The sequence below is a fragment of the Mucilaginibacter terrigena genome (assembly GCF_004168255.1).
Lineage (GTDB): Bacteria > Bacteroidota > Bacteroidia > Sphingobacteriales > Sphingobacteriaceae > Mucilaginibacter > Mucilaginibacter terrigena.
In genome coordinates this window covers 485,916-501,716 of record NZ_SEWG01000004.1, presented here as the reverse complement: position 1 = coordinate 501,716, position 15,801 = coordinate 485,916, and the positions used below count along the sequence as shown (strand labels likewise).

Annotated in this window: 16 protein-coding genes; 6 read left to right on the top strand and 10 right to left on the bottom strand. The window is 45.1% G+C overall.

Going from position 1 to position 15,801, the window contains the following annotated elements; genetic code table 11:
• Positions 1–11 precede the first annotated feature (11 nt).
• Genes EWM62_RS12415 through EWM62_RS12410 form a run of 3 tightly spaced genes read left to right on the top strand, consistent with a single transcriptional unit; the run spans position 12 to position 2,849 of the window.
• The gene (locus tag EWM62_RS12415; protein WP_129876976.1) at positions 12–1,907 is read left to right on the top strand and encodes a DNA topoisomerase IV subunit B; all 1,896 of its coding nucleotides are present in this window, start codon (positions 12–14) and stop codon (positions 1,905–1,907) included.
• A 7-nt stretch (positions 1,908–1,914) separates the two neighbouring features.
• Positions 1,915–2,193: a hypothetical protein gene (locus tag EWM62_RS19330; protein WP_162499835.1), complete on the top strand. Its 279-nt coding sequence runs from the start codon at positions 1,915–1,917 to the stop codon at positions 2,191–2,193.
• Positions 2,190–2,849 carry a GDSL-type esterase/lipase family protein gene (locus EWM62_RS12410; protein ID WP_129876975.1) on the top strand — a complete coding sequence of 220 codons (660 nt, stop codon included), beginning with the start codon at positions 2,190–2,192 and terminating at the stop codon, positions 2,847–2,849. Before EWM62_RS19330 ends, EWM62_RS12410 begins: the two co-directional genes overlap by 4 nt.
• Before the next feature lie 100 nt (positions 2,850–2,949).
• Here EWM62_RS12410 and EWM62_RS12405 read toward each other — a convergent pair whose 3' ends face one another.
• Positions 2,950–3,375, bottom strand: coding sequence for a nuclear transport factor 2 family protein (locus EWM62_RS12405; RefSeq protein WP_129876974.1), 426 nt, complete (start codon positions 3,373–3,375; stop codon positions 2,950–2,952).
• A gap of 162 nt (positions 3,376–3,537) precedes the next feature.
• Between EWM62_RS12405 and EWM62_RS12400 the strand changes: the two genes are divergently transcribed.
• Entirely contained in the window at positions 3,538–4,053 is a 516-nt protein-coding gene (locus tag EWM62_RS12400) for a YdeI/OmpD-associated family protein (RefSeq protein ID WP_129876973.1), read from the top strand.
• Between the two features lie 21 nt (positions 4,054–4,074).
• On the opposite strand, the gene EWM62_RS12395 is transcribed toward EWM62_RS12400, so the two are convergent.
• The 3 genes from EWM62_RS12395 to EWM62_RS12385 form a co-directional block, all read right to left on the bottom strand.
• On the bottom strand, positions 4,075–5,067 hold the full coding sequence (locus EWM62_RS12395) for a phosphotransferase (RefSeq protein ID WP_129876972.1): 993 nt from the start codon (positions 5,065–5,067) through the stop codon (positions 4,075–4,077).
• A 252-nt stretch (positions 5,068–5,319) separates the two neighbouring features.
• Positions 5,320–5,739: a type II toxin-antitoxin system VapC family toxin gene (locus tag EWM62_RS12390; RefSeq protein WP_129876971.1), complete on the bottom strand. Its 420-nt coding sequence runs from the start codon at positions 5,737–5,739 to the stop codon at positions 5,320–5,322.
• Positions 5,729–5,965 (bottom strand): DUF6364 family protein, encoded by a 237-nt coding sequence (locus EWM62_RS12385; protein ID WP_129876970.1) that lies wholly within the window; start codon positions 5,963–5,965, stop codon positions 5,729–5,731. The genes EWM62_RS12390 and EWM62_RS12385 overlap by 11 nt, the downstream gene beginning before the upstream one ends.
• Positions 5,966–6,118: 153 nt before the next feature.
• Between EWM62_RS12385 and EWM62_RS12380 the strand changes: the two genes are divergently transcribed.
• Positions 6,119–9,010, top strand: coding sequence for a DNA gyrase/topoisomerase IV subunit A (locus tag EWM62_RS12380; RefSeq protein WP_129876969.1), 2,892 nt, complete (start codon positions 6,119–6,121; stop codon positions 9,008–9,010).
• Between the two features lie 14 nt (positions 9,011–9,024).
• Positions 9,025–10,863 (top strand): glycoside hydrolase family 35 protein, encoded by a 1,839-nt coding sequence (locus EWM62_RS12375; protein WP_129876968.1) that lies wholly within the window; start codon positions 9,025–9,027, stop codon positions 10,861–10,863.
• A 72-nt stretch (positions 10,864–10,935) separates the two neighbouring features.
• On the opposite strand, the gene EWM62_RS12370 is transcribed toward EWM62_RS12375, so the two are convergent.
• The 6 genes from EWM62_RS12370 to EWM62_RS12345 all read right to left on the bottom strand — a co-directional run bounded on the left by EWM62_RS12370 (position 10,936) and on the right by EWM62_RS12345 (position 15,734).
• On the bottom strand, positions 10,936–11,274 hold the full coding sequence (locus tag EWM62_RS12370) for a hypothetical protein (protein WP_129876967.1): 339 nt from the start codon (positions 11,272–11,274) through the stop codon (positions 10,936–10,938).
• Between the two features lie 85 nt (positions 11,275–11,359).
• The gene (locus EWM62_RS12365; RefSeq protein ID WP_129876966.1) at positions 11,360–12,226 is read right to left on the bottom strand and encodes an aldose 1-epimerase family protein; all 867 of its coding nucleotides are present in this window, start codon (positions 12,224–12,226) and stop codon (positions 11,360–11,362) included.
• 208 nt (positions 12,227–12,434) lie between these two features.
• The gene (locus EWM62_RS12360; protein WP_129876965.1) at positions 12,435–13,244 is read right to left on the bottom strand and encodes a 5'-nucleotidase, lipoprotein e(P4) family; all 810 of its coding nucleotides are present in this window, start codon (positions 13,242–13,244) and stop codon (positions 12,435–12,437) included.
• 18 nt (positions 13,245–13,262) lie between these two features.
• Positions 13,263–13,808: a peptide-methionine (S)-S-oxide reductase MsrA gene (msrA, locus tag EWM62_RS12355; protein ID WP_129876964.1), complete on the bottom strand. Its 546-nt coding sequence runs from the start codon at positions 13,806–13,808 to the stop codon at positions 13,263–13,265.
• Positions 13,809–13,897: 89 nt separating this feature from the next.
• On the bottom strand, positions 13,898–14,656 hold the full coding sequence (locus EWM62_RS12350) for a LytR/AlgR family response regulator transcription factor (protein ID WP_129876963.1): 759 nt from the start codon (positions 14,654–14,656) through the stop codon (positions 13,898–13,900).
• A 4-nt stretch (positions 14,657–14,660) separates the two neighbouring features.
• Positions 14,661–15,734 (bottom strand): sensor histidine kinase, encoded by a 1,074-nt coding sequence (locus tag EWM62_RS12345; protein ID WP_129876962.1) that lies wholly within the window; start codon positions 15,732–15,734, stop codon positions 14,661–14,663.
• Positions 15,735–15,801: the final 67 nt, after the last annotated feature.

Here is a 15,801-nt window from a genome sequence, read left to right as displayed (position 1 = left end):
TTTTAAGTAACATGGCAGAAGCAGTTAATTATGATGATGACAGTATCCGGTCGTTAGACTGGAAAGAACATATACGTTTAAGGCCGGGTATGTACATTGGCAAGCTGGGCGATGGCTCGGCTTATGACGATGGCGTGTACGTGCTGCTTAAAGAGATCATCGATAATTCGATAGATGAGTTTGTGATGGGATCGGGCAGGACGATTGAGGTGAGCATGAGCGACCATAAAGTATCCGTAAGGGATTATGGTCGCGGCATCCCGTTAGGGAAGGTTATTGATTGCGTATCTAAAATAAATACCGGCGGTAAGTACGATAGCAAGGCCTTCCAAAAGTCGGTAGGTTTAAATGGTGTGGGTACCAAAGCGGTTAACGCGCTGTCAAACTCGTTCACCGTACAATCCTACCGCGATGGCCGCACAAAAATTGCCGAATTTGAAAAAGGCGAGCTGATCCGGGATGAGCCGGAAAAGGAAACATCGCAGCGTAACGGTACAGCCATTAATTTTATTCCCGACGATACCATCTTTCGCCATTACCGCTTTATACCCGAGTTTGTGGAGAACATGATATGGAACTACGTGTTCCTGAACGCCGGTTTAACGCTAAACTTTAACGGGCAAAAATACCTGTCGGAACGCGGCCTTTATGACCTGCTGGTGCGCAACGCCGATGCCGAGAACCTGCGCTATCCTATCATCCACCTAAAGGGCGAGGATATAGAAATAGCCATGACACACGGGCAATCGTACGGTGAAGAATATTACTCGTTTGTAAACGGGCAGCACACTACGCAAGGTGGTACACACCAGGCCGCCTTCCGCGAAGCGGTGGTAAAAACCATCCGCGAGTTTTATAAAAAGGAGTTCGACGCATCTGATATCCGCGCTTCTATCGTAGCTGCCATTGCTATAAAAGTACAGGAGCCGGTATTTGAATCGCAGACCAAAACCAAACTGGGCTCGCAAAATATCGGCCCCGAAGGCCCTTCGGTGCGTGGGTTTATAACCGATTTCCTGAAAAAGGAACTGGATAATTACCTGCATAAAAACCCCGCAGCTGCCGATGCCCTGTTGAAAAGAATTTTACAGTCGGAACGCGAACGCAAGGATATTGCCGGCATCAAAAAACTGGCTAACGACCGGGCCAAAAAAGCATCGCTGCACAACCGTAAGCTGCGCGATTGCAAGCTGCACTTTGATGATAACCACGAACGCAGGCAAGAAACTACCCTGTTCATTACCGAGGGTGACTCGGCCAGCGGCTCTATTACCAAATCGCGCGATGTGCAAACCCAGGCCGTGTTCAGCTTAAAGGGTAAGCCGCTAAACTGCTTCGGGCTAACCAAAAAGGTGGTTTACGAGAACGAGGAATTTAACCTGCTGCAGCACGCCTTAAATATCGAGGACGGTATTGACGGCCTGCGTTACAACAACATTGTTGTAGCTACCGATGCCGATGTGGATGGTATGCACATCCGCCTGCTGCTGATGACTTTCTTCCTGCAGTTTTTCCCCGATCTGGTGAAGGCCGGGCACGTATCTATCCTGCAAACACCTTTATTCAGGGTGAGGAATAAAAAGGAAACTATTTACTGTTACAGCGACGAAGAACGCCGCAACGCCATAGCCAAACTTGGTGTTAAGCCCGAGATAACCCGCTTTAAAGGTTTGGGCGAAATTTCGCCGGACGAGTTTGGCTTGTTCATCGGTAAGGATATCCGGCTCGATCCGGTGTTTTTGAAGGACGCCAATATTAAAGCACTGCTGGAATACTTTATGGGCAAAAACACGCCAACCCGTCAGCAGCACATTGTAAACAACCTGCGGGTAGAGAAAGACGACGAAAGCGTAAACCCTACCATAGCCGAGAACCTGGACGAGGTGGAATTGCCGGTGGCGGTGTAATACGAGCATGGAAAAGATTGACGAATCCCAATTAAAATACATAACATCATCAGATATAAATGATGATAATTATGACATTGAGGTTTGGTACAAGGACGAAACTATTTTGGTGTTTAGCATTCAAGACAATTTCGATATCGACCTTTTATTTGGAAGCAAAACAAATATTCATTATTCCATATCGTTAGATTTATTTAACAAGGTTTCTACAGAGGTATCTGAAAGATTGATAATGATGAAGAGAAACTTTTTAAACGCGAAGACCGATAACATAGCGCCATTATGAAATTAAAACTGCTCTTATTTTTTGTTTTAGCAACAGCAGGTATTACTGCAAAGGCACAAACAGGGTTCCCTTTTGATAACGAGATCCGTGATTATAAACACCAGGACAGTATTAGTATGCCTGCTAAAAATGGCATCCTGTTCATTGGCTCTTCATCCATCCGTAAATGGACGGACCTTGAAAAAAGGTTTAGCGATAAGCCCATCATCAGGCGTGGCGTTGGCGGTTGCACCATAGAGCAACTGGTTGACTATTTTACACCTTACATTATGTACCCGTACCACCCGCGTAAAATATTTATTTATGCCGGTGATAACGATATCGCCGCAGGCAAGACCGGCAAATTTACCGCCCGCGAATTTTACAAGCTGTGGGCCATGATCAGGCAAAACCTGCCCGGGGCCGAGGTTTATTTTATGGCTATAAAATTAAGCCCGAGCCGCGCTAAGTTTTTTCCTGAATTTAAAAAAGCAAATGCTTTGATCCGGGATTTTATAAAAACCAGGAAGAATGCCCATTATGTGGACGTATCATCGGCATTGTTAAACCCCGCCACACACCAGTCGGACCCATCCCTGTTTGAAAGCGATATGCTGCACCTTAACAGCAAGGGATACGATAAATGGCAGGCGGTATTGCAGCCATTTTTGAAATAGTCCCCAGGAGATGGGTTTGGCTGAAGCGTTAAATAGAAAGGCCTCCCGAAAGATCGGGAAGCCAGTCACACTCAAACACTAATTTTTAAACTATATATTACTACTTAAAAACGCTGTATACATTGGTAATTTTCCACCCGCTGCCGGTGTTGGCTACAGTTACATAATTACTGCGGGTAAAATTTTCAAATTTCATATCAACCCTTACAACCGCCATATCGGCGTTATTTTCAACAACTTCGGTGCTGGTTGTGCAGGCCTGTTCAACATTCTTTTGATTTTTCAGAAAGTCGGTCATTTCTTTTTTGTTAAAGCTTAAAATGCTTTTTCCGCGCAGCATATTAAACTTGGCCGATTGGTCGACAACCTGGTTTAGGCCATCTATCTTACCGCGTGTCATGGCGTCCAGGTAAGTGTTAATGGCGTGGGTTCTTGTTAAGTTAGATTCGGGTACATCGTTAGCTTTCGCGATGTTACAAGTTACAAGTACGGCAAAGGCAAGGATAACTGATTTTAAGGTTTTCATAATTTTGAATTAAGGTTGTAATTAATTTTGTGTTTTATGACCGCTCAGTTAATAGTTACAGTTATAAGATGTAGGCACGTACCAAATAGTTACACCCAAACTTGTTAAAATTGCTTATTTAACAAACATTTAACATTTGCCCCTAATGCTATATATTTGGTAATGGTTGATTTTACCACCATCATTTTACAATTTGGCGAGCAGGGCGATAAAACCGGCTGGACTTATATTGAGATCCCGGCGGATATGGCACACCTGATACTGCCCGATACCAAACGGTCGTTCAGGGTGCGCGGCAAACTGGATGATTTTGCGGTAACGGGCATGTCGCTTATGCCGATAGGCGGGGGTAATTTTATGATGGCGCTGCGCGAAGAGATCCGTAAGGGCATCCGTAAACACCGGGGCGCGATGGTGCGGGTACAATTGGAATTTGACAAGGATTTTAAGATCGAGATACCCGAAGACCTGCAGGATTGCTTCGACTTTGAACAGCCCGAAGCGTTTGAGTATTTCAGCAGCCTGGCCAAATCGCACCAGGGATATTTTATTAAATGGATAACCGATGCCAAAACCCTGGAAACACGCGCCAACCGGATAGCCAAAACTATAAGCGCTGCTTTGCGGCGGATGGATTACGGCGCTATGCTGCGCGAGCAAAAAAAGCTTAGGGAATAGATCCGGTGTTTGCCGTGTGTTTTACCTTTCTTTCAAACCAGCCAATATCTTCAGTGAATCAGCAAAGCGTTTTTGTTTAAGGTTATATATTACCTGCCCAAAATGCGCCCTGGCGTATTCCTGTCGGGCATCGTTGTTTGCCAGGTTTATGCCGCCCAACCACATTTGGTTGTTAAACTCGCGGAAGTTGGGGCAGGGCAAAGTAAAGTCAACAGGTTCATTGGCGTTAAAGCAAATAAGCCCGAAAAACGTAAAGTAAAAAAAGTGAAGCAGTTGCCGCATCAGGTAAAACCGCGCAAGCTGGTACTCATTGGCATCCTCACCAAAATAGATCCTCAGATATTCCTTTTCTTCAACATCATTGGTCACCGCGAAGTTGGCGATAACCGCCAGGTCGGTGTAGCGGTCATTCAGGAAAGCAGCCTCCCAATCTACAAGCCAGGGTCGCTCGCCATCAAATAAAATATTTTCAGGTTTAAGATCGTTATGGCAGGATACCAGGTCGCTATCATTACTCGGGTAAACCCGTTTAATTTGATCGTATTTTTCAAATAATTCTGCAGCAAGGATATCGGGCAGGGTTTCGCTATCCCTGAATTTCTGCACAAAGCCATCCATGGTTTCCAGGTAGTTAATCCTGTTTGGAAATGGCGGCAGCGAATGCAGCCGGCTAAGCAACGCGGGCATTTTTACCCTCACCAGGTTCAAAGGAAAAGGTTTTGCCTCAACAAAATCGGTGATGCAGATCCTGTCCTCCACACTGGTATACCATACCCGCGGGGCAATGCCTATCTCAGCAGCGGCCGTCATACAATTGTACCAATGCGTGGGGGCGTTCATGGCGTTCATCTGGGTGATAATGCGCAGCAAATAGGGCTTGCCCTTCACCATAATTTTAAAAATAAGGGCAGGCGAAAGCCCCTGGGTAATTTCGCTGATGTCCTCAAATTCGCTCACGCCAAAAGTTATACGCAAAGCATTTTCAACGGCTGTTTTTTTTGCTTCGGAAATCATAATTGATGATATAAGATGTTGGTTAATAACCAAATATATCCGGGCGTTTTTGTCAAAAAAAATGTTTTGAGGTATATTTTTTTAAGCGAAATAAAGTAATGATCAGCACGTTAACCTTATGCAAACTGTTTATAAATCCGGGGTCGGTATGTCTTAAAGCTCCGCCCTGCAGGTGTCTTAAATTAAGGTTGAAAACATTCTGTTTGTGCATAAAATCTGCACATTTATGATTTATAGCAGCGGCGGCTATTTTTATTTTATCCGATTGATAAAATCCACAGGGGAATATACTTGTAAGGCCGGTATACTATCTTTTTGTAACTGTATATCGCGTGAAATAAAGTAATCCAGTTTATGATGAATTGCAGTATAGTATTGTAAAGCGTCTTCGATATCGTCTATCTTAGAGTGTAAAGCAATAAGGGCTGTATCGTGCGGAATGTCTATAACAGTAGCATATTCAAGCAGGTTTAAAAGTAGCTTTTTTGCATTTACTGCACCATGGGCTTTTGATACCCAATAACCGGTTATGTGAAGCACAGATGATGTTATATAACCGTCAATAAATTTGCCTTCCAAAAGCGCAAATATTTCCTTTGCATCACTATAGTACTCTCGTTTAAGTATGTAATCGAGTAATACATTAGCATCTAAGAATACTTTAATGGCCATGCATTTTATCCTGATAGTACATTTCTTTCAAATCTGCTTTTGGGTCGATATCATGCGGGCCAAGTTTCTCAACCATATCCATAAAGCTTTCTTTTTTTATGGGTTTCACAACCTTCTTAAAATAATTTTCAACCAAATCAGATACACTTGTATGCTGTTTTTCGGCGTGAAGTTTCATGCTTTTTAATAAGCCTTCTTCAATTGTTAAGTTAAGCCTCCTTTTCATAATTTAAATATACGCATAAAAAATAAATATGCGCATATTATTTGTTGAAATGTTGATAAAATGACCGCGCTTATAGCTAAAAACTACGCTTCTTCGCACCCGCCTTTCTGCACATTTCCCTATCTTTACCCATCCATAATTTTTAGCTACAGAATGAGCGACGATCTGAACACTCCTGATATCCCTGAAAATAATAACGAAGAAAATATACTTCATAAAGTCACTTCTCTTGACGGGCTGTACGAAAACTGGTTCCTTGATTATGCATCATATGTAATACTCGACCGTGCCGTTCCGCACATTAACGACGGCTTAAAGCCTGTGCAGCGCCGCATCCTGCATTCGCTTAAGGAAATGGACGACGGGCGCTTTAACAAGGCCGCCAACGTTATTGGCAACACCATGAAATATCACCCGCACGGGGATGCATCCATTGGTGATGCCATGGTGCAGATTGGGCAAAAAAACCTGCTGATTGATTGCCAGGGTAACTGGGGCGACCCAATAACCGGCGACTCGGCAGCTGCCCCGCGTTACATCGAGGCGCGTTTGTCAAAGTTTGCTTTAGATGTTGTTTTTAACCCCGATACTACCGTTTGGCAGGCCAGTTATGATGGCCGTAACAAAGAGCCTATAACGTTGCCCGTAAAGTTTCCGCTGTTGCTGGCACAGGGCGCCGAGGGTATTGCCGTAGGTTTGGCTACCAAGATCTTACCCCATAATTTTATCGAGTTACTGGATGCCTCTATTGCGGCGCTCAAAGGCGACAGGCCAAACTTGCTGCCCGATTTCCCCACAGGTGGCATGGCAGATGCCTCGGCCTATAACGAGGGGCAGCGCGGCGGCAGGATAAGGGTGCGCGCAAAAATTGTAGAGAAGGATAAAAAAACGCTTACCATTACCGAGATTCCTTTTACCACCACTACGGGTAGCTTGATAGACAGCGTAATATCTGCCAATGATAAGGGTAAGATCAAGATAAAAAAGATAGAAGATAACACCGCCCAGGATGTGGAGATAGTGATCCACCTGGCGCCGGGCATCTCGCCCGATGTTACCATAGATGCGCTTTACGCATTTACCGATTGTGAGGTTTCCATATCGCCAAATACCTGCGTGATACAGGACGATAAGCCGCGCTTTATGAGCGTGAACGATATGCTTACCGAAAGCACCTTCTTCACCAAAGAGCTGCTGAAACAGGAACTGGAAATAAAGCTGAAGGAGTTGATGGAGAAGATCTTTTTTAGCTCGCTGCTGAAGATCTTTATCCAGGAAGGGATGTATAAGCACCCCGATTACGAACAGTCATCAGACTTTGAGGGTGTGCTTGCGGTATTGAACCGATTGTTCGAGCCGTTCTTCCCTCAGTTCTATCGCACCATATTACCAGAAGATTATAAGAAGCTTATTGATAAACCGATGAGCAGCATTACCCGTTTTGATGTGAAGAAAACGGACGAGCAGATAAAAGCTTTAGAGACGGAAATTAAAACCGTTAAGAACCATTTAAAACACCTTACCGATTATACCATTGCCTGGTTTGAAAAGTTAAGAGAGAAATATGGTAAAGACCGTGGCCGTAAAACCGAGCTGCGCACCTTTGACAGGGTGGAAGCTTCACAGGTAGCATTGGCCAACGTAAAACTTTATGCCAATAGGGTAGATGGTTTCATCGGCTCGGGCTTAAAGAAAGACGATAATGTAGAACTGGTGGGCGAGTGTTCGGATATCGACGATATTATCGTTTTCCGCGAGGATGGGCGCTTTATCGTTACCAAAGTACAGGATAAGGTATTTGTGGGCAAGGATATTGTGCACGTTGCCGTATTTAAAAAGAACGACGAGCGCACCGTTTACAACATGATCTACAAGGACGGGCAAAGCGGCGTAAGCTATATCAAACGCTTCTCGGTAACGGGCATCACGCGCGATAAGGAGTATGATCTGACAAAAGGCGGCAAGGGCTCCAAAACGCTGTATTTTACAGCCAACCCCAACGGCGAGGCCGAAGTAGTAAACATCCAGTTAAAACCACATGCCAAACTGAAGAAGCTGCAGTTTGACGAAGATTTTGCAGCCTTAGCCATCAAAGGCAGGGCATCTATCGGCAACATGGTTACCAAATACCCGATAAAAAAGGTGATACTGAAAAGCAAGGGCATCTCTACACTGGCCGGTCGTAAGATCTGGTATGATGATATCCTGAAACGCCTTAACGCCGATGGCCGTGGTAAATACCTGGGCGAATTTGACGGCGACGACCGCATCCTGAATGTACTAAGCAATGGCAACTACGAGCTGACCAGCTTCGACCTGAATAACCACTTTGATGATAAGATGATCGTAATAGAGAAGTACGACCCGGCAAAGGTGTTCGCGGTGGTGCATTACGATGGCAAATCGAAAAATTACATGGTGAAACGCTTTGTGTTTGAGAATACCGTTATTGGTAAGCAAACCAGCATCATCAGCGACGAAAGCGGCTCAAAACTGGTACTGATATCGGGCGCGGCGCAGCCTGTTGTAAAGGTAGAGCAACTGAAAGGCAAAACGCTGATCCCCGAAGAAGCCGACCTTAACCTTACCGACCTGATAGATGTAAAAGGGATGAAGGCGATGGGTAACCGCTTATCTGTTCACCAGGTAAAAAGTGTGGAGCTGTTAGCCGAGCACGACGACGAGGCAGATGTACCAGACCCGGCACCTGATTCGGTTGAGGATACCGAAATTACCATCACCGGCGAGGATAAAGAAGTTGCTGATACCGCTCCTGTTGCCGCGGAAGCAAAACCGCAGGCCGCGCCTATACAATCTGAACCCGCAAATCCCGTTATAGAAAAACCGGTTGAACCAACGCCTAAAGCAGAAGAGTCAAAGGTGAAAGCAGACGAGCAAGAGGCAAAAAAGGACGAACCAAAGCCGGAAGAAGTTGCTGAAAAACCCGAGCCGGCGGTAACGCCGCCTGCTAAAAAGATCGATTTTGAGATCACCAATCCGGATGATATCGAAATTGACGATAAAGGGCAGCTGGGTTTATTTTAATACGTGAGAGCGCTATGTTGAAGAGGATATTAATTTATTGCACCCTGTTTTTTGGTGGGTTTATCACCGCTAAGGCGCAAACTGCCGAGCACACTTTTGCCTTGGGCGATAGTACCTTTTTGCTCGACGGTAAGCCCCTGCAAATGATATCCGGCGAGATGCACTACACCCGCATCCCCCGCGAGTACTGGCGCGAGCGCATGAAAATGGCCAAAGCCATGGGGTTAAATACTGTAGCCACTTACGTTTTCTGGAACGCGCACGAACCCGTGCAGGGCAAATATGATTTCACCGGCAATAACGATATAGCCGAATTTGTACGCATAGCGAAGGAAGAAGGCCTTTGGGTGGTAATGCGCCCAAGTCCCTACGTTTGTGCCGAATGGGAATTTGGGGGTTACCCCTGGTGGCTGTTAAAGGATAAAAACTTAAAAGTGCGCAGTAAAGACCCTGCCTTTATCAACGCTTACCGCAATTACATGATGGAGGTAGGCAAACAGCTTGCCCAGTTGCAGGTAAACCACGGCGGCAATATTCTGATGGTGCAGATAGAGAACGAATACGGCTCGTTCAGTAATGATAAGGAGTACCTGGCCCAAAACGAAAAGATCTTCCGCGAGGCAGGGTTTGACGGCCTGCTATTTACCTGCGACGGCCCTGGTCAGATGCCAGCCGGTTACCTGCCCGGCTTTTTACCCGCCGTGAACGGCGAGGATAACCCCGCAAAAGTAAAGGCACTCATCAATAAATACCACAACGGCAAAGGCCCGTATTACATAGCCGAATGGTACCCCGGTTGGTTTGATAGCTGGGGAAAACCGCATAGCGGCAGCAACGCCGATGAAGATGCCAAGAAGCTGGATGAGGTTTTATCGGCAGGTATCTCTATCAACATGTACATGTTCCACGGCGGTACTACGCGCGATTTTATGAACGGCGCAAATATGAGCCGTACCGAGGCTTACGCGCCCCAAACATCAAGTTATGATTATGACGCCCCGCTGGATGAAGCCGGCAACCCTACACCAAAATATTTTAAGTTTAGGGACATCATTGCCAAACACCTGCCTGCCGGTGAGCGCCTGCCCGATGTGCCCGAAAAAAAACGCCGGACGTTTGGTTTAGAGGTAGTAAAGTTTACCGGCGTTGCAAACCTGTTTAGTAATTTGGGTACACCGGTCGAATCTGAAAAGCCGCTAAGCTTTGAGGATCTTGACCAGGGCTATGGCTTTGTTTTGTACCGCACTACGCTGGCGAACGCGGCAAGCGGTCTGCTTAAAATTAAGGAATTGAGGGATTATGCCACCGTTTACTTAAACGGTAAGCGCATCAGCGTATTAGACCGCCGTTTAAAACTCGATTCGCTGCAACTAAATAACCAAACACCAAACAGTATTTTAGATATCCTGGTAGAGAACAATGGCCGCATTAATTACGGCCCATACCTTACTGATAACCGCCAGGGCATAACCGATAATGTAACCCTTAACGGGCAGGAGCTTTTAGGGTGGAAAATGTACAAATTCCCGTTTATTACAACCGGGGGCTTTAAATACCTGCCACAGCAAAACGAGGGTGAGTTACAGCCCGCACTATACCGCGGCACGTTTTCGCTGCGTGGTGTGGTTGATACTTACCTGGATATGAAGGGCTTTGGCAAAGGCTTCGTATTTATTAATGGGCACAACCTGGGCAAATACTGGGAAATTGGCCCGCAGCAAACGCTGTACGTGCCTGCCGCATGGTTGAAGAAGGGCGTAAACGAAGTGGTAGTGTTCGATCAGCTAAAAGGCGGCCACACCGAATTGTCGACCTTTGATCATCCTGTATTAAACCAGGTTGTCAAAGAATAATGCAGAATTATAAGCAACAACAAAGGGCACCATTTTGGCGCCCTTTGTTGTAAATGTTTTTGTTTGGGATGATTACAAGATCAGGATCAATACTAAAATGATGATGATAATTGCACCAATTGAAAGGTAAACACCACCGCCACCCATGGCTTGTGCTTCGTGTTTAAGGTTCTTTAGCTCAGATTTTAATTCTTTTTTCTCTGCTTTGTTCAACTGGGATTTGTCCATTGCTTTGATCTCGTTAACACGCAGCTTTATTTCTTCAACACGTGCTACTCGCTGCTCGTTTGTCATGTGAGATGCAGCTTCTTTGTAAATGTCCTTATTATCAGTAAAAGTGGCAGCATTACTGTTAAAGGCAACTACAGTAAGTAGCATGGTTACGGCAATTAGATAAATTTTCTTTTTCATAGTTGTAAATGTTGTAAGTATGTGTTTTTTATGATAAGCGTAAAATCAATTTAAATGTTTTAAAAAAATATAAAATAGTTGATTTTTATATGCTGATGTAAAACGACGCTTCAAAAACGTGCCCCACAACAACCTTTTGAATATCCTCTTTTTGTTTAATATCCTTAGGCTCCCCGGCCGAATCGGCGCAGCCCAGCCATGGTTCGATGCAAACAAAATCGGCACCGGGCTTTGCCCAGATCCCCAGGTAATTAAAATGCGGAAACTCTACCGATAAGCTCTGGTCGTGTTTAGTGCTTTTAATAGTAACCATGCGCGATTGCAGGTTTTTAAACACCAGTGCATCTTTAGCAAATAATTCACGGGTTAGGTAAAGTTTTTTATTTGGCGTTGGTACCGGGTGTGTTTCGCCGTTGAACAGGCCATCGGCGTTCAAAACGTGCGCGCTAAGTTTTTCCTGGGTTTCAAATTCCAGGTAATAATCTTCAAATTTTTCGCCTGCGTTAAAAGGAACATTAAAAGCGGGGTGCCCGCCTACCGAAAAATAAACCGGCTTTTTGTCGCGGTTAATAAGCTTATAGGTTACCCGCAGGGCATTTTCTATTAAAGTGTACAGCACCTGGAAATCGAATTTGTAAGGATATACCGCAAGCGTTTTTTCGCAATGCGGTAACGAAAAACCCGCATGTGCATCATCACTATCCAGCAAAATAAAATCCGACTGCCTGGCAAAACCGTGCCTGTTCATGGTGTAGGTTTCCCCGTCAACATGCAGTTGGTTATTCAGCAATCCGCCAACAATAGGGAACAGGTTTGGCGCGTGGTATCCCCAAACAGCAGGGTCGGCCTGCCATAATTGTTCAACACCGGTTTGTTTATTAAAAAACGAGGTTAGCTGTGCTCCTTTGGCATCAATAGCTACTTTAAGGTATTCGTTTTCGAGGATGGTCATGCGTTGTGAGGTTTAAAGGATTATCAACAAACAAATTGGCCGGCTTGTTTCCTTGTGTATAAAAATAGGAAAAGATTGCGGGTTTTTAATCCATCCTGTTGTAAGTAGATCTGTCAGTCTGAGCTTGTCGAAGACTTGTATAAGGCGTGTTCGCTAATGGTTCGACAGGCTCACCATGACATTCTCGCTCCGGAATAATATGTCCTTACTACTCCTTATCCACCTTAATCTTCGCCCTGATGATGGAATCTTTTTGAGCGCCCGATTGCTTGTAGTTGCCATTGAAGAAAGCGCCTTCAAAATCGCCATAATCTGCATTAGGTATCACAATAAACCTGCTGCCAAAATCTTTTCTCAACTGCTCGGTAACCGTTTGCCTTTTAGCTTCGGGCAGGCCGCCGTCATACAGCAGGTCGAGATCGGCCAGGTTATCGCCGCAAAGCAACACAATGTTATGGGTTTTTGCTACTTGCAGTCGGCGGGCTTCTTTACTGGAGCCTGCGCCGGTTGGCCTTATCAGTATGTGGGCTTCATCAACATTTGGCAAACCGTATAGCAGCAGGTTTTTAACCGTTCCTGCGCGTTCATCCTCAAAGCGGTTGGAAATATAAAATACCGAAACCCCTCTTGATGCCGCGTATTTAAAAAAAGAGGGTGCGCCCGGTACAGTATCCGCCCGGCCTTTAGCCGTCCAGGCTTTCCAGGTATCAAGGGTATATTCTTTATTGTCGATAGCGCGGCCCGCATCATAAGGGCTATTGTCCAATATGGTTTCGTCTATATCGGTAACAATGGCCAGCGGCTTGTCGCCGGGGTTTTTCAGCGCTTCATCCAGCCGGAATTTAGCCACATTATACGCCTGGAAACACAACGCCTTATACTCTGCCGCCCTTTGTTGCCAAAGCGATGCCCACACTTTGCCGTTATTGGCGATAGAAGTGTTTTCGGTTTTTTTTGGGGTTGAGCAGGCAGCCAATAACAAGATGCCTGCAAGCAGGGCAATAAAGGATCTTTTCATGTAAATAAGCTTGGCCGGTTATAAAAGTTCCGGCTTTATTTTGTCGGTAAATTCTTTGGCAAACTTATTTAATTTGGGCTGTATCACAAAGGCGCAATACGGCTTCATGGGGTTATCGTTATAATAATTTTGATGATAGTCTTCGGCCTTGTAAAATTCGCTTGCGGGTGTCACTTCGGTTACTATGGGTTTATCAAATACCTTTTCATCAGTGAGTGTTTTGATCATGGCCTCGGCTTGCTGCTTTTGCTCATCGGTATGATAAAATATAGCCGAGCGGTATTGCGTGCCTACATCATTGCCCTGGCGGTTAAGCGTGGTGGGGTTATGGGTTTTAAAGAAAACCAGCAGCAATTCATCAAACGATAAAATATCCGTGTCGTATTCCACCTCTAAAACCTCCGCGTGGCCGGTATCGCCGTTACAGATGTCCATATAGGTGGGGTTTGATGTATGCCCGCCTGTATAGCCAGATGCCACTGATATTACGCCCTTAAGCGACTGGAAGATGGCTTCGGTGCACCAAAAGCAGCCGTTGCCAAGTGTTATTTTCTGTATGTTCATTTGTATGATAAACGAATGTAACATTACTTTGGTTTACAAATAAACCCCTGGTAATTAATTATGGCAGTTTAATTACTTTTTGTGAGCTACTAAACCCACTTACTCAAAAATTTGCTGAACTCCTCCTTATATTGGTCGCCAACGGTAATATTGATCTTGCCGATCTGCAGGGCGTTGCGAGTAATGGAGTTGATCTTATCCAGCGATACGATATAAGAGCGGTGCACACGCATAAATCGTTTGGCGGGCAGTTTTTCTTCCAGGGCTTTAAGGCTGCCAAGGGTGAGTATGGCCTTTTCAGTGTCCTTCAAAAAGATCTTTACATAATCCTTCAGGCTTTCCATGTATAAAATATCGCTTAATGCTATGCGTACCAGTTGATACTCCACCTTAACAAACAAGTAATCGTCTTCAACGCGTTCGGGTGCTAAAGCTGGCGCTTCTGCTACAGGTTGTACCGCATTTGATTTTTGCACCAATTCTACATAAGCCAGGGCCTTGTTTGCCGCATGCAAAAATTCCTCATAATTAAATGGTTTCAGCAGGTAGTCGAGCGCGTCTACCTTATAACCTTCAAGCGCAAATTGGTTGTAAGCGGTGGTGAAAATAATGCGCGGCTTGTTTGGCCCCCGGCTGTCCAACACGCGGGCAAGCTCGATGCCGTTAAGGTTGGGCATCTGTATATCTAAAAACAGCAGGTCTACCTTGTGTTGCTGTAAGCCGCCCAGGGCCTCAACCGCGCTGCCGTAGCGGCTAACCAGGTTAAGGAAAGGCGTTTGCTCAATAAAGGCGCAGATCAGCCCAAGCGCCAAAGGCTCATCGTCTACAGCTATGCAATTTATGGTCATATAGTTACAGGTGCAGGGTTAAGTTAACAATATACATATTCCCTTCGCCGGTATCGTCAGCCTTAAGGGTGTATTTGCCGGGGTAAAGCAGATCAAGCCGGCGGATGGTGTTATTAAGGCCGATGCCCTGGTTCTCTTCGATGTTGCTGCCTTGTGTTTTAAATATGGCGTTCTTTACCATCAGGTTTATGCGGTTATCATTCTGCTCAATAATTACATCGATGGTGCTTGGCTGCGTATCGCTTACGCCGTGTTTAAAGGCATTTTCTACAAAGGTTAAAAACAGCATAGGGGCCACCGGGTATTCCTTTAAAGGGTTAGGGGTGATGAAATTTACAGTTACCCTTTCGGTTAACCTTAGCTGCATCAGGCTGATATAGTCCTTTATAAAAGCAATTTCCTGGCTTAACAGGGCGGTACTGTTTTGGGTATCGTAAAGCACGTAACGCATCATGCGCGATAGCTGGTGCAGCGCTGTACGCGATGTTTCTACATTAACTACCGTAAGGGCGTATATATTATTAAGGGTATTGAAAAAGAAGTGCGGGTTTATCTGTGCTTTAAGAAATGATAGCTCGGAACTTATTTTTTCCTGCTCCATTTCCTGGTTGCGCTGCCTGTCTTTCTGCCAGATCTGGGTGGTGGTGATACTGGTGCTGATGCCTATTACCAATGCCGAGATAGCCAGGGTAAGGATATCGTAGCCACGTTTTTTATCCAGATGTTTTAAAGCGTCTTTCTTCTTCATAAACGCTTCCAGGAAAAGGCGCGGAAGTTCGAGGTAGCTGTCGAACCAGCTCATAAACACCAAAATAAAAACAATTACAATAGTGATCAGCAAGAAATAAAGACCTGTTCGGTTTTTTAATAAAAACCCGGGTACCAGGCTATAGGCATTTAAGTAGTACGCAGCTATAAGGATGACAAAAAGCAAGGTTTGTTTTATCCAAAATTGGTAAGGTACCTCAATGCCCCAACCAATCGGCTGGTTAAATAACAGCACAATGCCCAGCACCACCCATATTAAGGTTTGTATAAGGATGTTTACCAGCGTGCTCTTAGATCTTTGAAATATCATTCCCTTGGGTTTATAATTAACAGGATATCACAATATTACAAATGATAAGGCCATAATGCCAATTAAA

Excerpts from the sequence above, each read along its gene's own strand:
- EWM62_RS12415 (WP_129876976.1), top strand. The coding sequence starts at position 12 with ATGGCAGAAGCAGTTAATTATGATGATGACAGTATCCGGTCGTTAGAC.
- EWM62_RS12350 (WP_129876963.1), bottom strand. The coding sequence starts at position 14,656 with ATGACCATAAATTGCATAGCTGTAGACGATGAGCCTTTGGCGCTTGGG.
- EWM62_RS19330 (WP_162499835.1), top strand. The coding sequence starts at position 1,915 with ATGGAAAAGATTGACGAATCCCAATTAAAATACATAACATCATCAGAT.
- EWM62_RS12370 (WP_129876967.1), bottom strand. The coding sequence starts at position 11,274 with ATGAAAAAGAAAATTTATCTAATTGCCGTAACCATGCTACTTACTGTA.
- EWM62_RS12395 (WP_129876972.1), bottom strand. The coding sequence starts at position 5,067 with ATGATTTCCGAAGCAAAAAAAACAGCCGTTGAAAATGCTTTGCGTATA.
- EWM62_RS12405 (WP_129876974.1), bottom strand. The coding sequence starts at position 3,375 with ATGAAAACCTTAAAATCAGTTATCCTTGCCTTTGCCGTACTTGTAACT.
- EWM62_RS12400 (WP_129876973.1), top strand. The coding sequence starts at position 3,538 with ATGGTTGATTTTACCACCATCATTTTACAATTTGGCGAGCAGGGCGAT.
- EWM62_RS12390 (WP_129876971.1), bottom strand. The coding sequence starts at position 5,739 with ATGGCCATTAAAGTATTCTTAGATGCTAATGTATTACTCGATTACATA.
- EWM62_RS12345 (WP_129876962.1), bottom strand. The coding sequence starts at position 15,734 with ATGATATTTCAAAGATCTAAGAGCACGCTGGTAAACATCCTTATACAA.
- EWM62_RS12410 (WP_129876975.1), top strand. The coding sequence starts at position 2,190 with ATGAAATTAAAACTGCTCTTATTTTTTGTTTTAGCAACAGCAGGTATT.
- EWM62_RS12385 (WP_129876970.1), bottom strand. The coding sequence starts at position 5,965 with ATGAAAAGGAGGCTTAACTTAACAATTGAAGAAGGCTTATTAAAAAGC.
- EWM62_RS12360 (WP_129876965.1), bottom strand. The coding sequence starts at position 13,244 with ATGAAAAGATCCTTTATTGCCCTGCTTGCAGGCATCTTGTTATTGGCT.
- msrA (WP_129876964.1), bottom strand. The coding sequence starts at position 13,808 with ATGAACATACAGAAAATAACACTTGGCAACGGCTGCTTTTGGTGCACC.
- EWM62_RS12375 (WP_129876968.1), top strand. The coding sequence starts at position 9,025 with ATGTTGAAGAGGATATTAATTTATTGCACCCTGTTTTTTGGTGGGTTT.
- EWM62_RS12380 (WP_129876969.1), top strand. The coding sequence starts at position 6,119 with ATGAGCGACGATCTGAACACTCCTGATATCCCTGAAAATAATAACGAA.
- EWM62_RS12365 (WP_129876966.1), bottom strand. The coding sequence starts at position 12,226 with ATGACCATCCTCGAAAACGAATACCTTAAAGTAGCTATTGATGCCAAA.